Origin of the sequence: Flavitalea plasmicola (genome assembly GCF_030546645.1) — a bacterium.
In the GTDB taxonomy this organism is placed as follows: domain Bacteria; phylum Bacteroidota; class Bacteroidia; order Chitinophagales; family Chitinophagaceae; genus Puia.
Window position 1 is genome coordinate 111,625 of the sequence record NZ_JAUOTO010000010.1, and the last position, 17,362, is coordinate 128,986.

At 52.8% G+C, this 17,362-nt stretch carries 10 protein-coding genes; 7 read left to right on the forward strand and 3 right to left on the reverse strand.

Annotated features, from left to right (window positions below):
- The first annotated feature begins 21 nt into the window (after positions 1 to 21).
- From Q4E93_RS31490 to Q4E93_RS31505, 4 genes are all read left to right on the forward strand, one after another.
- A complete protein-coding gene (locus Q4E93_RS31490; protein WP_303591925.1) occupies positions 22 to 2,349 on the forward strand; it encodes a PSD1 and planctomycete cytochrome C domain-containing protein in 2,328 nt (775 codons plus the stop codon).
- 8 nt (positions 2,350 to 2,357) lie between these two features.
- Positions 2,358 to 3,803 (forward strand): DUF1501 domain-containing protein, encoded by a 1,446-nt coding sequence (locus Q4E93_RS31495; protein WP_303591926.1) that lies wholly within the window; start codon positions 2,358 to 2,360, stop codon positions 3,801 to 3,803.
- 8 nt (positions 3,804 to 3,811) lie between these two features.
- Positions 3,812 to 6,037: a c-type cytochrome domain-containing protein gene (locus tag Q4E93_RS31500; protein WP_303591927.1), complete on the forward strand. Its 2,226-nt coding sequence runs from the start codon at positions 3,812 to 3,814 to the stop codon at positions 6,035 to 6,037.
- A 66-nt stretch (positions 6,038 to 6,103) separates the two neighbouring features.
- On the forward strand, positions 6,104 to 8,770 hold the full coding sequence (locus tag Q4E93_RS31505) for an alpha-L-rhamnosidase (protein WP_303591928.1): 2,667 nt from the start codon (positions 6,104 to 6,106) through the stop codon (positions 8,768 to 8,770).
- 6 nt (positions 8,771 to 8,776) lie between these two features.
- Here the strand turns inward: Q4E93_RS31505 and Q4E93_RS31510 are convergent, their stop codons facing one another.
- Positions 8,777 to 11,134, reverse strand: a complete 2,358-nt coding sequence (locus Q4E93_RS31510) for an ABC transporter permease (protein ID WP_303591929.1) — start codon at positions 11,132 to 11,134, stop codon at positions 8,777 to 8,779.
- 237 nt (positions 11,135 to 11,371) lie between these two features.
- On the opposite strand from Q4E93_RS31510, the gene Q4E93_RS31515 reads away from it, so the two are divergent.
- Entirely contained in the window at positions 11,372 to 12,706 is a 1,335-nt protein-coding gene (locus Q4E93_RS31515) for an alpha-L-fucosidase (RefSeq protein WP_303591930.1), read from the forward strand.
- 2 nt (positions 12,707 to 12,708) lie between these two features.
- Here the strand turns inward: Q4E93_RS31515 and Q4E93_RS31520 are convergent, their stop codons facing one another.
- Positions 12,709 to 13,644, reverse strand: a complete 936-nt coding sequence (locus Q4E93_RS31520; RefSeq protein ID WP_303591931.1) for a TolB-like translocation protein — start codon at positions 13,642 to 13,644, stop codon at positions 12,709 to 12,711.
- A 129-nt stretch (positions 13,645 to 13,773) separates the two neighbouring features.
- Here Q4E93_RS31520 and Q4E93_RS31525 point away from each other — a divergent pair, with 129 nt between their 5' ends.
- Positions 13,774 to 15,111, forward strand: coding sequence for a glycosyltransferase (locus tag Q4E93_RS31525; protein ID WP_303591932.1), 1,338 nt, complete (start codon positions 13,774 to 13,776; stop codon positions 15,109 to 15,111).
- A gap of 59 nt (positions 15,112 to 15,170) precedes the next feature.
- On the forward strand, positions 15,171 to 15,959 hold the full coding sequence (locus Q4E93_RS31530; RefSeq protein WP_303591933.1) for a DUF5602 domain-containing protein: 789 nt from the start codon (positions 15,171 to 15,173) through the stop codon (positions 15,957 to 15,959).
- 44 nt (positions 15,960 to 16,003) lie between these two features.
- Here the strand turns inward: Q4E93_RS31530 and Q4E93_RS31535 are convergent, their stop codons facing one another.
- On the reverse strand, positions 16,004 to 17,251 hold the full coding sequence (locus Q4E93_RS31535; protein ID WP_303591934.1) for a PepSY-associated TM helix domain-containing protein: 1,248 nt from the start codon (positions 17,249 to 17,251) through the stop codon (positions 16,004 to 16,006).
- Between the last annotated feature and the right edge of the window lie 111 nt (positions 17,252 to 17,362).

Here is a 17,362-nt window from a genome sequence, read left to right on the forward strand (position 1 = left end):
GTCATGTTCATACAATAGAACATGCCTTCCAGAAGACTAACGATACTTGCCATCATAGCGGTAGCAATCTGCATCGCTTCCTCGTGCCTGCACAGTGACAAAAATATACAACATACCGAGTCCTTACCGGACATCGTAAGCTATAATTTCAACATCCGCCCCATTCTCTCCGACAAGTGCTTCAAGTGTCACGGCCCTGATGCCAGTCACCGGCAGGCGAGCCTTCGGCTGGACATCGCCGACAGCGCGTATGCGCCGCTGAAAAATTCGAAAGGGTTATTTGCCATCGTACCCGGTAAACCCGGCCGGTCAGAACTGGTGAAAAGAGTCACCTCCACCGACCTGACCTATATGATGCCCCCTCCCGATGCACATCTGGGGATGCTGACTGACTTTGAGAAAAAGCTATTTACCAAATGGATAGAGCAGGGCGCCAAATATGAAAGGCATTGGGCCTTTACGCCCCCTTCCGCGACGCCTCTCCCGGAAGTGCGCGACAAGACATGGCCAAAGAACGAGATCGACTATTTTATCCTCCACCGGATGGAATCGGAGGGACTCACGCCGAACCCGCAGGCCGACAAGGAACGCCTGCTCAAAAGGCTTTGCCTGGATATCACCGGCCTTCCTCCCTCCCTTGAATTGATGGACCGTTTCCTGTCCGGACAGGATGAGCATGCTTACGAAAAAATAGTCGACAGTTTGCTGAACACAGCTCAATACGGTGAAAAAATGGCCGTGCATTGGCTGGATGTCGCGCGCTATGCGGACAGCTACGGCTACCAGGACGACAATATACGGACACAATGGCCCTGGCGGGACTGGGTGATCCATGCATTCAACGAAAATCTTCCCTACGATCAATTCGTGTCATGGCAGATCGCAGGCGATATGTTGCCCAATGCGACGAAGGAGCAAATACTGGCCACCGGCTTTTTCCGCAACCACAAATACACGGAAGAGGGTGGGGTCGTCCCCGAAGAATACCGCATCGAATACCTGGTCGACAAGACCAAGACATACGGGAAAGGCATGCTCGGCGTTACCATCGAATGCGCGCAATGTCACGACCACAAATATGATCCTTTTAAGCAAAAGGATTATTACAGCCTGCTGGCTTTCTTCAACAATACCAAAGAGGTCGGCTATGAAGGCGACGTCGGCGTATCGAAACCCGCCAAGATGCCAAAGCTGTCCATAGACAGCAACGACAGGAAGAATATCCTGTCGTTCATGTACAATAAAGATACGTCGACCCTGTCGGTCTCCGTGATGGGCGAGCGGGACACGCTCCGGAAAACCTATTTGCTGAACAGGGGCCGCTATGATGCGCCCGGCGCCGAGGTACAACCCAACGCCTTACCTGCCGTCATGAAGTTCGACACGAGCCAGTACCCGCGCAACAGGCTGGGGCTTGCAAAATGGACCGTCAGCAGGAACAATCCCCTGACGGCAAGGGTCTTTGTCAATCAGCTGTGGCAGGAATGCTTTGGCAGAGGGATCGTAAAGACCACGGGAGATTTCGGCATGCAGGGCGAGCTGCCCACGCATCCGGCCTTGCTGGACTGGCTGGCAGTGGACTTCATGGATCATGGATGGAACATAAAAAGGCTGGTGAAACAGATCGTCTTGTCGGCGACCTACCGGCAATCTGCACAAATAACACCTGAAAAACTGACCCGGGACCCGGAAAATATTTATTTGTCGAGAGGACCGCGCAACAGGCTGCCGGCCGAATTCATAAGAGACCTTGTCTTATCCAGCAGCGGGCTCCTGGTGCGTACGGTGGGCGGACCCAGCGTAAAGCCTTATCAACCCGACGGACTTTGGGAAGGGGCCACTTCAGGCCGGGGAGTGCTCGCCACCTACCGGCAGGACCACCAGGATTCTCTCTACCGGCGCGGTATGTATACATTTATAAAGCTCACCGTCCCGCCGCCCTCCATGGTCATGTTCGATGCCAGCAACCGGGATCAATGCGAAGTAAAAAGATTGAAGACCAATACACCCCTGCAGGCTTTGATCATGCTGAACGATCCCACGGTGCTGGAAGCCGCCCGGGTGCTGGCAGAACGATTGTCATTGGAGCAGTCAGCGCCGAAGGAAAAAATAACAAAGGCTTTCCGGCTGATCCTTTGCCGCACGCCTGCAGACCAGGAATTAAAGACCTTACTCGATTATTACGACCAACAACTGCAGGAATTCACCAGCCGGAAACTGGATGCCCGCAAAACATTGGACGTGGGGGAATACAGACAGGAGCAGCATATCGATGAGCACAGCGCGGCGGCCCTGATGAAAGTCGCCACCGTATTATACAACCTGGAGGAAACCATCACAAAAACCTGACAGTGCATATGGAAAAAGAGATCATAGAGCACGCCCTTCATATCAACCGACGCAAGTTCCTGTCCAGGCTGAGCCTTGGCATCGGCAGCATTGCCCTGGGCTCCCTGCTTATCCCCGATCTGTTCAAGGGCGGAGAGGAAGAGGCTGCTATCACAGGCCTTCCCCATTTCGCTCCCCGTGCTAAACGCATCATCTATCTTTTTCAGAACGGGGCGCCGTCACAACTGGACCTCTTTGATTATAAGCCCCTGCTCCAGAAGATGCAGGGAGAAGACCTGCCTGCCTCCATCCGGCAGGGTCAGCGGCTCACGGGCATGACGGCCGACCAGGCGAAGTTCCCGTTGGCAGGTACGGTGTTTCAATTTTCTCAGTATGGACAATCAAGGGCATGGCTTAGCGAGCTTTTACCCCATACTGCCCGGGTGGTGGACGACATCTGTTTCATAAAAACCATGTACACCGAGGCCATCAACCATGATCCCGCGCTGACATTTTTCCAGACAGGAGCGCAGCAGGGCAATCGTCCCAGCATGGGCTCCTGGCTTAGCTACGGTCTCGGCAGCGAAAATAAGAACCTCCCCTCTTTTTGCGTGCTGCTTTCAAAAGGAAAAGGGAATGGCCAGGGGGTATATTCCAAACTATGGTCAAATGGATTCTTAGATTCCATCTACCAGGGCGTCCAGTTCAGCAGCGGGGAAAATCCAGTACTGTACCTGAATGACCCCGCTTCCATTACCCGGCAGGACAGGAGAAAGATGCTCGACCAGATCGCCGCGCTGAACGATCAGTCCTATAAAGCATTCGGCGACCCCGAGATCGCCACCAAGATCCAGCAGTATGAAATGGCTTACCGGATGCAGACCATCGTGCCTGAGATCACAGACACATCCAAAGAACCTGAAGATACGCTGAAGCTTTACGGACCCGAATGCCTGGTGCCAGGCACCTTTGCAGCCAATTGCCTGCTGGCAAGGAAACTATCCGAGAGCGGTGTTCGATTCGTTCAGCTCTACCACCAGGGATGGGATGGACACAACAACCTTCCCGGGGAGATAAAGGGGCAGGCCAAAGATGTGGACCAGGCTTCCGCCGCGTTGATCACCGACCTCAAGCAACGGGGTTTGCTGGATGAGACATTGATCATCTGGGGCGGAGAGTTCGGAAGGACGAATTATTGCCAGGGTAAGCTGACAAAGGATAGTTATGGCCGTGACCATCATCCCCGCTGTTTCACGGTCTGGATGGCCGGCGGAGGCGTGCGGCCCGGCGTATACGGCGAGACCGATGATTTCGGTTACAACATCGCCAAAGACCCCGTTCACGTACATGATTTTCACGCAACCATTCTCTATTTAATGGGATTGGACCATGAAAAGCTTACATTCAAGCACCAGGGACGGCGCTACCGGCTGACGGATGTGGCAGGCAAGGTGGTCAACGGATTGATTGCTTAACGACACACATGAACTGGAAAAATATGCTCAGCGGCCTGACATTGGCCGCCAACTGTCTTCTTTGTTTTTTCCTGCTTTTCTATGACCGCCTGGTCGTACCTTCCTTTCTGCAGGTGATGGGACGGGCGCATCCCCTGTTCCTACATTTTCCCATCGTTCTGTTTGCTTTGTTCATCATCTGGATATGGGTCATTCCAAAGCAACGGTTGCATGCTGTTGGTTTGTCGGATGAAGTCGGCGAATGGCTGCTGCTGTCGGTGGCTTTTACTTCCGCCATCACCGCGTTGATGGGTGTCCTTCTTTCAAGGGAACCGGGCTATAACGAAGAATCTCTCTGGTTGCATAAATGGAGCGGCGCCTGTCTGTCATTCATCGTTTTTGTATGGTATTTGTTTCACCGGCGGCTGAACAGGTCGCGGCCGTCATTGGCGGCAGTAAGCCTGACAAGCCTCCTGCTATTGGTCATTGCCGGCCACCAGGGGGCGACCATCACGCATGGAGATAATTTCTTGCTGGCCCCCGTGTATAAGGACCGGGCAAAGGAAAAAGTGCCGTTCGACGAAGCCATCGTTTTTCGTGACATGGTGCAGCCCGTCCTGGATGCAAAATGCCTGGGCTGCCACAACAGCGGCAAGGCAAAGGGCGGACTGGTGATGACCACGCCGGAGCTGCTGCTCAAAGGAGGCAGGAACGGCCCGGTGCTCGATACGTCCGATGCCAATATGAGCCTGTTATTACAACGCATTCACCTGCCGGAAGAGGACCGCAAGCATATGCCGCCAAGAGGCCGGCCGCAACTGAATGACCAGGAGATGGCCGTTTTATATAATTGGATCAGGCGGGGAGCGAGCTTCACCGTGAAAGTGGATTCGCTGGAGCCGACAGATACCTTGCGGACCATCGCAAGCAATATTTTCAGGACTTCCGGGGATCAGGAAACGTATGACTTCGCCGCAGCCGGCGAGGAAAAGGTCCGGCAGTTGAATACGGACTACCGGGCGGTGTATCCACTGGCAACGGGCTCCCCGGCCGTTGCCGCCGACTTTTTCGGCGCGTCTTTTTATAAGCCCGGCCAGCTGAAAGACCTGCTCGCGATAAAGACGCAGCTGGTCTCTTTAAACCTGACCCGCATGCCTGTCACCGACGATGAGCTGTCCGTCATCGGCCAGTTTGCCAACCTGCGGGAACTGGATCTCTCATTCACGCGGATCACGGGGCGCACCCTGTCGGCCCTGGAAAAACTTCACCACCTCAAACGCATTTCGCTGACCAATACAACCGTGCGCCGGGAGGATATTGCTAAATTGCTTGTGCTGAAGGAGCTTCGTCAGATCTACGTCTGGAACGCAGGCCTGAGCTTCGCCGACGCAAATGAGCTGAAGCGGAAATACCCCATGCTGGATATCCAGACAGGCGCCCGCACGGATACAATGTCCCTGAAAATAAATCCACCCCTCAATCAGACCAGCGCACAGGTGATCAGCGATACGCCCATCCAGCTACGGCTCAAGCACTTCGTTCCGGGCACAACGATCCGCTATACCCTGGACGGCACGGACCCGGACAGCCTTCACTCGATGGTGTACGATGGCCGGACGTTCATCGACAGCCAGGTGCTGATGAAGGCGCGGGCCTTCCGGAAAGGATGGCGTCCCAGTGAAGTGGTCCAGGCACAGTTCTACCGCGCGACCTTTAAACCCGACACGATCATCCTGATGACGCCCGCCGATTCATCCTATATGGGAAAGGGGGGAACGACCCTGAAAGACCTGCAGAAAGGATCGCAGAATTTCGGGGACGGCAAATGGATCGCCTTCCGGCGCAATCGAATGGAATGTATGCTGCAATTCTCAAAACCCGTACGCACGCGGAGCATTACGGTCAGCTCCCTGGTCAATGTAGGCGCGATGATCTTCCCTCCAAAGAACATCCGTATCATGGGGGGAAATGATCCTTCGAACCTACGGTTGCTCTATCAGCTCGCTCCCCCCGCGGATACGCTGCTTACCTCCAATTATCTCATTCCCTATGAATGTAAATTCCCGCCCGTCTCGGCTAAATATATCCGGGTAATAGTAGAACCCGTCGGCAAACTGCCGGTGTCCATGCTGCCGTCACAGCCGGCGCCACCGAAAAAAGATGAAAAGGCGCCGTCACTGGCACAGAAAAAGGAAAAACCAAAGCCGGCGAATGACAAAGGGTGGTTCTTTGTCGATGAGCTGTTTGTGAATTAAGGGAGTCGCCGGGGCAGGGAGGTACAGGATGGATCATCCACGTAAGATGTCCTATCTTAGGGCCCTATGATGCGAACCATATTCCTCTTTACGCTGGGTAATTTGCTTTCCAGCCTGGCGCCGGCCGCCACACCTCCCTGTCAGCCTGTTTTTCTTCGCTGCGAATACTTGCAGCAACCGCTGGGGATCGACGCTCCGCATCCCCGCCTGTCCTGGCAGCTGGAAGACCACCGGCCCGGCGCTTTGCAGAAAGCATATGTCGTCACCGTAGGCACGGATTCCCTGGCCCTTGCCGGTGGCGCCACCGGCAGCTGGTCCACGGGCCGCCGCGATTCCCCCGACCAGCTGACGTCCTATGAAGGTCCCGCCCTGCAGCCTTTCACCCGCTACTACTGGCGGGTGGACATATGGGGTAAGGATGGCGTACGTGCCGCCGGTCCCATCGCGTCCTTCGAGACGGGCATGATGGATGCCGCCAGCTGGAAAGGCGCCTGGATCAGCGATTCGCGTGACAGGGACCTGCGTCGCGCCCCTTATTTCAGGAAAGGTTTTGTCACTACGAAAAAGATCCGCTCAGCACGGGCCTATATAGCCGCCGCCGGCTTGTACGAACTGTATATCAATGGAAAAAAAATAGGCGATCACCGCCTGGACCCGATGTACACCCGCTTTGACCGGCGCAATCTCTATGTCACCTATGACGTCACTGGAAATATACAGTCTGGCGATAATGTCGTCGGCGTCCTGCTGGGCAATGGCTGGTACAACCACCAGTCCACTGCCGTATGGTATTTTCATGAGGCTCCCTGGCGGAGCCGGCCCTCTTTTTGCCTCGACATCCGTGTGACCTACGAGGACGGCTCGATGGAGACCATCTCCTCCGATCGGGGCTGGAAGACAGCGCTCAGTCCCATCGTCCTCAACAGCATCTACACGGGTGAGCATGTCGACGATCGCCTGGAGCAGGCTGGCTGGAACAACACCGGCTTTGCCGACAGCGCATGGAAAGAAGTGATCTATCGTCCCGTGCCGTCTTCCAATGTGGTCTCCCAATCCATGCATCCCATCCGCCAGGTGGAAGAGATCCGCCCCGTGTCCGTCAAACACCCCGGCGATTCCGTCTGGGTATTCGACCTGGGAAGGAATATCGCCGGCGTCAGCCGCCTTCAGGTGCATGGTCCTGCGGGGACAAAGCTGGTGTTGAAACATGGCGAACGCCTCTATCCCAATGGAAGGGTGGACCAGTCGAATATCTCCGTACACTATCGTCCCACGGATGACACCGATCCATTCGGCACCGACATCTATACGCTCAATGGGAAAGGAGAAGAGGAATTTATGCCCCGCTTCAACTACAAGGGGTTCCAGTATGTGGAGATCATCACTGCTCCCGGCATCCAGCTGACGAAAGAAAGCCTGACAGCTTATTTCATGCATAGCGATGTGCCGCCCGTGGGCAGGATCAGCTCTTCCAACCCGGTGCTGGACAAGATCTGGAAGGCCACGAACAACTCCTATTTATCCAATCTTTTCGGCTATCCCACCGATTGCCCCCAGCGGGAAAAGAACGGGTGGACGGGAGATGCCCACATCGCTTCCGAGACCGGCCTCTACAATTTCGATGGCATCACCATCTATGAGAAATGGCTGGCCGACCATCGGGACGAACAGCAGCCCAATGGCGTACTGCCCTCCATCATTCCCACCGGCGGCTGGGGCTATGAATGGGGCAACGGTCCGGACTGGACCAGCACCATCGCCATCATTCCCTGGAATATCTATCTCTTTTACGGTGATAAGAAATTATTGACGGACTGCTACGATAACATCCGCCGCTATGTGGACCATATCACGGATATCAGTCCCTCGGGGCTTACCACATGGGGGCTGGGAGACTGGATACCCGTCAGCACAAAGCCGCCGGTGATCTTCACCTCTTCGGTTTATTATTATGTGGATGCCAGCATTCTTGCCAGGGCAGCTGCATTGCTGGGTAAGTCGGAGGACCAGGCAAAGTATACGGCCCTGGCCGAAAAGATCAAAACGGCCTTTAACGAAAAGTTCCTGGTCCCCGCCACGGGTAGCTATGGCCAGGGCATGCAGACGGAGCTGGCCATGCCCCTGTATTGGGGACTTGTCCCGGAGGATATGAAAAACAAGGTGGCCGGCAACCTGGCGGCGAAAGTAGCGGCCGACGGCAATCATCTCAATGTGGGATTGCTGGGAACCAAGGCGCTCCTGGGAGCGCTGAGTGAGAACGGATATGCCGATGTGGCCTACCGCATCGCGTCCAGCGAGACATTCCCGTCCTGGGGATGGTGGATCGTGAATGGTGCTACTACGCTATATGAGAACTGGCCCATCGATGCAAAGAGCGATATTTCGTTAAACCATATCATGTTCGGCGAGATAGGAGCGTGGATGTATAAAGGACTGGCCGGCATCCTGCCCGATCCTGCACAGCCGGGATTCAAGCATGTGCTCCTGCGTCCGCATTTTGTAAAGGGGCTGGACAGGTTCGAGGCTTCGCATGAATGTCCTTACGGGACGATCAGTTCGTCCTGGAAGCGCGAAGGGAGTGTCATCGTCTACAAGGCAGTGATCCCGCCCAATACGTCGGCGACCTTGCAATTGCCGGGGCAGGCGGCCATTCCGGGCGTGCAACCTGGTCAGCCGGCGCAGGTGATCGAGCTGGGGGCGGGGGAGTATACCTATAAAGTGAAGGTACAGTAAGTGCACTCACTCCGTACGAAGCGACTCCATCGGGTTGGCCATTGCCGCTCTTATTGCCTGGAAACTAATGGTGACACAGGATATAAGTAACATCACCGACGCCGTTATAATAAATATCCAGGCGCCTCCGGGCGATTGATAGGCAAAGGATGCCAGCCATTCATGCACTGCCCAGTAAGCCAGCGGAAAAGCAATGGCCATTGAAATAATGATCGTTTTCAATGACTCCATGGAAAGCAGCCTGACAATGCCAGCGACGGACGAGCCCAGCACTTTGCGAATACCGATCTCTTTCGTACGCCTTTCGGCGCTGAAGGCAACCATGCCAAACAACCCCAAACAGGAAATGACCATGGCCAGTAATCCAAAATATTTCGTCAGGGCGCTCACCTGCATTTCGCTTTTGTACATTTGGTCGTAAGTTTCATCGGCAAAATGGTATTCAAAAGGATACGCAGGATTGAAATTTCTTGTAACGCTATTGATGGCAGCAAGCGCTTCTTTTATTTTCGCCGTATGCAAACGGATCATCATGTAGCTGGTGTTGGATGGCACCAGGCACAGGATCAATGGCTTTATAGGTGTATGCAGGGAGGCTATGTGAAAATCTTTCATCACTCCTATGATCTTTCCATCGCCATTCCAGAAATGTACCTGCCTGCCCACTGCATTATTTTGCATGCCCATCATCCTGGCGGCAGATTCATTGATCACATAGCTTAAGGAGTCGCTATGATCTCTTGAGAAATCGCGCCCTTCCGCCATGGTTATCCCAAGTGTTTTTGTAAACCCATAACCGGTCCAGGTGGCAACGATCTCCGTTTGCAGGTCATCCGGTTTGCCCGGCCACGACAGATCCCCGGAGGTGGAATTCAGATCCATCGGGAGTGAATTGACGGGGACTGAAGCCTCCACATACGACAGGTTATTCAGCTCATTTTGATAGGCATCTGTTTTCTTATAGAGATCCCCTTCGAGTGGTAAATAAATAATATGGTCCTTGTCGAAGCCGAGATTCTTGTTCTGAATATAATTCACCTGTTTGGATACGGCCAGCATCCCAACGATCAAAAAGGCAGATAAAGCAAATTGAACAATGACGAGGCCTTTGCGCACCGATGCGACATTGCCGCTTTGAGCAACCATATTCCCTTTTAATATGCGGATTGGCTTAAAAGAAGCCAGGAACAAGGATGGGTAACTGCCGGCGATGATGGAGGTGACAGTTACAAGAACTATCAGGGAAACCCATAGGGCAGGCCGGGAAAAGTCTAATTGAATTTGCTTGTCGAATACGTGATTGAAAGCAGGCAATATGAGCGATGTCATCACTATGGAAAGCAGTGTTGCCAGCAGGCAGGTGAAAAGCGCCTCAGCCATAAACTGCCCGACCAGCGATCTTTTTCCGGCGCCGGAAACTTTTCGTATGCCTATCTCTTTGGCACGCAGGGATGCTCTTGCCGTAGCCAGGTTCATAAAATTCATGCATGCGATCAGCAAAATAAAAATAGCTATCCCGGAAAAGATCTTTACATATTCAATGCGGCCACTCCCGGTGGGCTTTCCATTCTTATAGTCGGCATACAAATACACATCCGTGATGGCCTGCAAGGTTGGATAGTTGCGCCTGAAACCCTCGGGCGCAAACTTGGGATAAATAGAACGCAAACCCCGGGCGGTGTTTAACAGGTCTGCATGGGGTTTCAACCTGACATAAATAGAAAAAGAGATATTACCCCAGGTCTTCATCCAGTCCTGCTCCTGCTCTGAAAAGTTGATCATCCAGCCGAATTGTATCGTGCTGTTATGCGGAATATCTTCTATCACGGCGCCCACCCTGTAGTCCTTTTTGTTATCGATCCTTATTGTTTTGCCGACAGCTTTGGAAGTAGAAAAATATTTTTCGGCAATTTTTCTTGTAATAACGATTTGATCGATGGAGGCAACCGATTTGTCAGCATCGCCATCGATTGTTTTAAACGGGAACACTTTGAAAAAACCTGAGGTAGCGTAGGCTCCTTTTTCTTTCAACGACTTATCGCCGGCAGTAAGCAAAACATCCCGGGTGTAGATCATTTTAGTAGCCTGCTCCACCTGGGGGATGTTATTTTGGATCGCCTCCGCCAGCGGTCCCGGACCTGCAGTCAACGTTAAGGTGTCGCCATTGAAAGGCGCATTTACATGCACCTCATAAATGTCTTTTACGCCGGGTATAAAGCGGTTGTAGCTCAATTCATCGCTTACCCAGAGCCAGATCAGCAAACTGCAGGATAAACCAATCGCCAGACCGAAAACATTGATGAATCCGGTGAGCTTGTTCCTTGTCATGTTCCGCCAGGCGGTTTTGAAAAAGCTTTTGATCATGACAGATTTTACTAAGAACCATGCCGTTCATTCAGTTGATTGATTTTCAGTGAGTAATATTTTTCGGGCATTTGCCCCTATGTACGAATCCGTACAATCATCGTCCGCAGACGGGGCACCCTATCACGAAGGGAGCCCTCCATTTACCCTTTACGGATGAACTTCCTTCCGCCTTCATCGAAAGACAGACCAATGATATTTGTGATAAATCCATATATTAGCCCCTTTAAATCAAACATGATGGGAAGATTTCTCGTTGCCTCCTTATATCTCATAGTATCCGTCCACCTCACCGCACAGACCTACACACCGGCCGAAGCAAATGTAAAAGCCCGCGAATGGTTCAATGATGCCCGGTTTGGGCTGTTTATCCACTGGGGACCGTTTAGTATACCCGGCTCCGGCGAATGGGTCATGAATGAAAGGGGCATCACGGTGAAGAACTACACCCGCCTCATGGACTTCTTCAATCCCATCGAATTCAATGCCGCCCAATGGGTAAGCATGGCGAAGGACGCCGGCATGAAATACATCACCCTGATCACCAGGCACCACGACGGGTTCAGCATGTGGGATACGAAATACAGCGACTTTTCCATCATGCACACGCCGTATAAGAAAGACGTTGTGAAAATGATGGCCGATGAATGCCACAAACAAGGTATCAAACTCTTCTTGTATTATTCTTTACTGGACTGGCGGCGTGAAGACTATCCCCATGAGACCGGGCGTACGGGACAGAAGTCCGGCCGGACAGGTAAAGGCGACTATCCCCATTACCTGCAATTCATGAAAGATCAGTTGACAGAGCTGCTCACCAACTATGGCGAGATCGCCGGCATCTGGTTTGACGGCCATTGGGACCAGACAGCCCCTGAAGGATCTGCCGATCGCTCGTCCAGGATCGACTGGCATTATGATGAAATATATGGCCTGATCCACCGATTGCAGCCCCAATGCATGATCGGTAATAACCATCACCTGCCCCCCTTTGCAGGAGAAGATTTTCAAATGTTTGAAAGAGACCTTCCGGGAGAGAACAAATCCGGCCTGAGCTTTCAGAAAGCCTCCGCACAGTTGCCGTTGGAAACCTGTGAGACCATGAATGGCTCCTGGGGATTTAACATCACGGACACCAACTACAAGTCCGCCAAACAGATCATTCATTACCTGGTCAATGCCGCGGGCCGCAACGCCAATTTATTGCTGAATGTAGGTCCCATGCCGAATGGTAAGATCCAGCCGGAGTTTACGGATACGCTGGCGGCCACGGGCAAATGGCTGCAGCAAAATGGCCAGACCATCTATGGTACTACAGGCAACCTGGTCGCTCCTCAGCAATGGGGCGTGGTGACAGGGAAAGGTAAAACGCTGTACGCCCATATCATTAAGCCTTCCGGGGCAGGTGCGTCCATCTTCATTCCCCTGACAGCGCAAAAGGTATCCGCTGTGGCGGCCTATGCGGGTAAAGGGAAATTAAAATTCAAGCAGGACGGGACAGGCGTGACGGTCTATCTGGAGGGGGTTACGATGGATGACATCGATACGATTGTTCAGTTGGAGCTCAAATAGGTTTAAGGCTCCATAGCTCTGACCTCGACAAAATAAATATCGCCCAGTCCATTGCCGGCGCTGCGCGACCTCCGCTCAAATTGCTTTATGTCTTCCCGCTGTGGCAGCGCATCCGTAATTTTATTCCTGCTGCTGCCAAAGAAAAAATATTTACCGTCCCGGGTTACCTTTCCTCCCCATTCTGTTGCCGATGAATTAATGGGCTCGGGGAGCTTCCTGGCTTTGCTCCATTTGCCGTCGACGCGATGGCTTATATAAAAATCCGCATTGTAAAGTCCATTTGGATAGGTCGCCATAAAGATCAGGTAACTTTCGTCCGGGGCGATATAGGGCTCGTATTCATTGTCAACCGTATTGATGGAATCTCCTAAATTCTCGGGTGGAGCGTATTTGCCATTGACCCATCTTGAAACATACAGATCCCCCCGGCCTTTGCCACCTTTCCTGCCTGAGCCGAAATAGAGATTGCCATTATCCGCCAGGGTGGGGAAGTATTCGCTGTTGCTGCTATTGATCGTGCTGTCTAAATGTACGGGCGTTCCCCAGCCATTGGGCGTAAGGGTCGTTTTCCAGATATCCCAGTCGGGTTTCACCGGTTCGCCCTCATTGACGGGCCGGTTGGAAACAAAATAAAGGGTCTGGCCATCCCTGGTCACAAAAGGATCTGCATCCAGGTATTTTCCGGAGAACGAAGCGATTTGCGGCGCCGACCACTTGCCATTCTTTTTATAGGACACGCAAATAGAGAAGAAATTTGCATCCGGAAGGCCTTTTAAAAAATACAAGGTATCTCCTGAGGGTGAAAATGCCGGATGGGTTTCGTAATCGCCTGTGGAGATAATCCCTTCTTCAAATATACGGGGTTGTGACAGGGCGCTTTCGCTATAGCCAGTCAGCAATAGGACGGCCAGCAGGAGGAGGATGGTTCTTTGGGTCATGAATGGAATTTGTGATTAAAAGTAGTGATTGCCGGGAAATCTGCCTCAATCCATCTCTCTCTTTCCCCAACTGATACACCCCATCCTTCCCCGGCCCGCGCCGGCATCCTAGCTTGGCGGAAAAAAGATATGAAAATCCTTTTCGCCAATTTCCCTGCGGACGGTCACTTCAACCCCCTGACAGGACTGGCCATCCACCTGCAGGAGCAGGGACACGAAGTGCGCTGGTATACCTCGCAGGTCTATGCCCCGAAGCTCCGGCAGATGCAGATCGCCCATTATCCTTTCAAAAGAGCCATGGACCTCTCCGGTGATCACCTGGAAGAGCTCTTCCCCGAGCGCAACAAGAAGACCTCCCAGCTCAGCAAGCTGAAATTCGACCTTATCAATGCCTTTATTTTAAGAGGCCCCGAATATTACGCGGATATTCAGGAGATCCGAAAGGAATACGCTTTCGATCTCCTGGTGGCCGACTGCGCTTTCACGGGCACGCCGTTCGTAAAGGACCTGATGAAGATCCCCACCGTATCCATCGGGGTATTCCCCTTGACGGAAACTTCCAAAGATCTGCCTCCGGCCGGTCTGGGCATGACGCCCTCCGGCTCCCTCATCGGAAAAGCCCGCCAGGCGCTGCTTCGCCGGTTTGCCAACACGGTGATCTTCCGCGAGCCCAACCGGGTGCTCTATCAACTGCTGGATGAATACAAGATACCGCACAATAGCGAATCACTCTTCGATATGATCATCCGGAAATCCGACCTGCTTTTACAGATCGGCACGCCGGGATTTGAGTATTACCGCAGCGACCTGGGCGAGAACATCCGCTTCGTCGGAGCGCTGCTGCCGCACACGGGGACAAAGCAGCGTCCCCGCTGGTATAATGAAAAATTACGGGAATACAGGAAGATAGTGCTGGTGACCCAGGGCACCGTGGAGAAAGACGTCACCAAGATCATCGTCCCCACGCTGGAGGCTTTTAAGAGTTCCGACACCCTGGTGATTGCCACTACAGGCGGCAGCGGTACCCAGCAGCTGCGTGATCGCTATCCTTATAAGAACATCATCATAGAGGATTTCATTCCTTTCTCCGACGTCATGCCCTATGTGACGGCCTATGTCACCAACGGGGGCTACGGCGGCACCATGTTGGGGATCATGAACAAACTGCCCATGGTGGTAGCGGGTGTGCATGAAGGAAAGAACGAGATCTGCGCCCGGGTGGGTTATTTCAAACTGGGGATCAACCTGCGGACGGAACGCCCGACGCCGCGGCAGATCCAGGATGCAGTGAACAGGATCATCATGGACGACGAATACAGGGCCAATGTAAAAGAGCTGGCCGCTGAGTTTGCCCGGTTCAATCCCTACGAACGCTCGGCGCGCTGTATCGCAAGCCTTGCAAAGAAGACGAACAACAATCCATCCGCCAAACTGCACAGCTCATACGTCATCCCCTTCTCCAGCTAAGGAGCCGGAGATACTTTTGCCTCATCATTAAAAAAACACCAATATTAAATTTACAGACAATGAAAAAAGTAGTCTTACTGTTGATCGCCGGAGCGCTCGGGATCGTCTCCTGTAAAAAGGACCATGACCATCCACAGGCGAAAATTTTTAAGGGCCCTGTTTCCAAATTCCAGCACGGCTCCGCATGGACCTGGTATGAAGTGGATGGAAAGAACAAGCCGCTGCGTCTCGGCGTCTCTATCGATGCTGCGGCGATGAACTCCCTGGACACCAGCCATTCCGGGGACGGCGATCATCATCATGAGAACATGATCTCCCTGCTCTTCCCTTCCCAGGCGAAGGATACCGTACCTTTCCTTCACTTCGGATTAGATTGGAACCCGCACGGACACGAACCTGCAGGTATCTATGATAAGCCTCATTTCGATTTCCACTTCTATATGATCAGCGAGGCGGAAACGAATGCCATCCCCCTGTACGAAGATGCGCCCGAAAAATTCGATCATTATCCTGATGCATCTTTCATGCCGCAGAACTATATACCGACTCCCGGCGGTGTACCCCAGATGGGCGCGCACTGGGTGGATGTAACCTCTCCCGAGTTCAATGGCCAGGGGTTTTCCCAAACCTTTCTCATGGGCTCCTATGACGGACAGGTGATCTTCTACGAGCCGATGATCACGAAGGAATTCATTGACACGCACAGCAGCTTTGTACGGCCCGTGCCAAGACCTGCCAAAGTGCAGAAGAACGGCTATTATCCAACGAAGATGCGCCTGGAGACGGCTTCGGACGGCACGTTGAATATTGTTCTGGAAGAATTTGAGTTTCGCAGTCAGTCCCTGTGATCTGTCTGATCCGCCTGATTGGATGGATGCACTTGAGAGCCCGCTTACGCGGGCTCTTCCTGTAATTCCTGTCTGTTCTTCACCACAGCGATCGTTTTACCTTTTTTGTTCCTTCTTCCCCACCAGATGATGACCCCTGTTACGGGCAGGCTGGTGGCTATCAGGCAGGCAATGAAGTATAAGATCTTGGATAGAGTGCCAAATAATTCGCCCGTATGGATGGGCTTGATCAACGTGACGATCTTCTGTCCCAGCGTCTTGTCGCTGAAACGGTCGAGCTTTACAATGGCGCCGGTGTATTGGTCGAGGAATATACGGTCGATGGCCGCTGAAGCAAAGAAGCCTTCCTGCATTTTTTGGATGTTGAATACACCCGTTGCGTTCTTCGGTAAGGTGACCCTGGTTATGCCTTCATAAGGAAAAAGCGCTTCAGACCTGGCGAGGGCGGTCTCAAGGGTCATTGACCTGGCAGTGTCGGAGGCGACACGGGAAGTCAGCTCGTTGTCGGCGCCTTTTTTCACCGGCTGCACGCCCAGGGCCCGGGAGAAACCGGCCTTGTACCAATCAAAGGCCATCGCAGGTCCCGTCAAAGCCATGATGGTGATGAACAGAAAGGTATAAAATCCGACTGCCTTGTGGAGGTCAAAGTTCAACCGTTTGGGCGTAGCGTCGAATTTTATCCTGAACCCCTGTTTCCAGGCACGGCGGCTCTTCCAGCTTCTTAACTTGGCAGGCAGCCATAAGATAATGCCGGAGATCTGTAAAAATATCATCAGGATGGCCGCTGTTCCGGTGATGGCGGTCCCAATATCGTGGTTGCTGATCAGCAGCCAGCGATGCAATTGCAGAACGGTGTTGAAAAATACAAAGCTGGTCGATTGGGCGTCGCCCTGGACCCGGCCTGTATAAGGATTGACGAGGAAATTCGAGATTTTAGGTTTTGCTTTCGGACCTTTCGCCATATTCCCCTTTCCTCCTTTCTTGCCCGGCTCCTTCTCCTGCATGCTAAAGATCCAGGCCTGTGTTTTGCTGGAAGGAATGGTGACGGCGGTGGTGGTAAGTCCTTTCTGCTCTTTTTCGAGGAGGGAGGTCAGCGTCGCCATGGGCAAAGGAAATGCGTTGGCAGGAAGGGTGACGTGGAACTTGTCCTCGTCTACCCATTGGGTTATTTCACGGTTGAAAACATAAATGGTCCCGGTCAGGCAAATGATAAAAAGGAAGAGGGCACAGGGGATACCAACCCAGAGATGCATGACGTGTATGATCTTCCTAAAGCTTGTTCTTTTCTTCATATATGTTTTGCGCCGTAAAAGACGGGCAAAAAAAGCTAAAATCCGGAGAAAAGTCAGCCCGGATACGGAAATTGACTTTCGCGATAGGGAATTAATGGTTAGCCGCTGATT

Excerpts from the sequence above, each read along its gene's own strand:
- Q4E93_RS31530 (WP_303591933.1), top strand. The coding sequence starts at position 15,171 with ATGAAAAAAGTAGTCTTACTGTTGATCGCCGGAGCGCTCGGGATCGTC.
- Q4E93_RS31500 (WP_303591927.1), top strand. The coding sequence starts at position 3,812 with ATGAACTGGAAAAATATGCTCAGCGGCCTGACATTGGCCGCCAACTGT.
- Q4E93_RS31525 (WP_303591932.1), top strand. The coding sequence starts at position 13,774 with ATGAAAATCCTTTTCGCCAATTTCCCTGCGGACGGTCACTTCAACCCC.
- Q4E93_RS31490 (WP_303591925.1), top strand. The coding sequence starts at position 22 with ATGCCTTCCAGAAGACTAACGATACTTGCCATCATAGCGGTAGCAATC.
- Q4E93_RS31495 (WP_303591926.1), top strand. The coding sequence starts at position 2,358 with ATGGAAAAAGAGATCATAGAGCACGCCCTTCATATCAACCGACGCAAG.
- Q4E93_RS31535 (WP_303591934.1), bottom strand. The coding sequence starts at position 17,251 with ATGAAGAAAAGAACAAGCTTTAGGAAGATCATACACGTCATGCATCTC.
- Q4E93_RS31510 (WP_303591929.1), bottom strand. The coding sequence starts at position 11,134 with ATGATCAAAAGCTTTTTCAAAACCGCCTGGCGGAACATGACAAGGAAC.
- Q4E93_RS31515 (WP_303591930.1), top strand. The coding sequence starts at position 11,372 with ATGATGGGAAGATTTCTCGTTGCCTCCTTATATCTCATAGTATCCGTC.
- Q4E93_RS31505 (WP_303591928.1), top strand. The coding sequence starts at position 6,104 with ATGATGCGAACCATATTCCTCTTTACGCTGGGTAATTTGCTTTCCAGC.
- Q4E93_RS31520 (WP_303591931.1), bottom strand. The coding sequence starts at position 13,644 with ATGACCCAAAGAACCATCCTCCTCCTGCTGGCCGTCCTATTGCTGACT.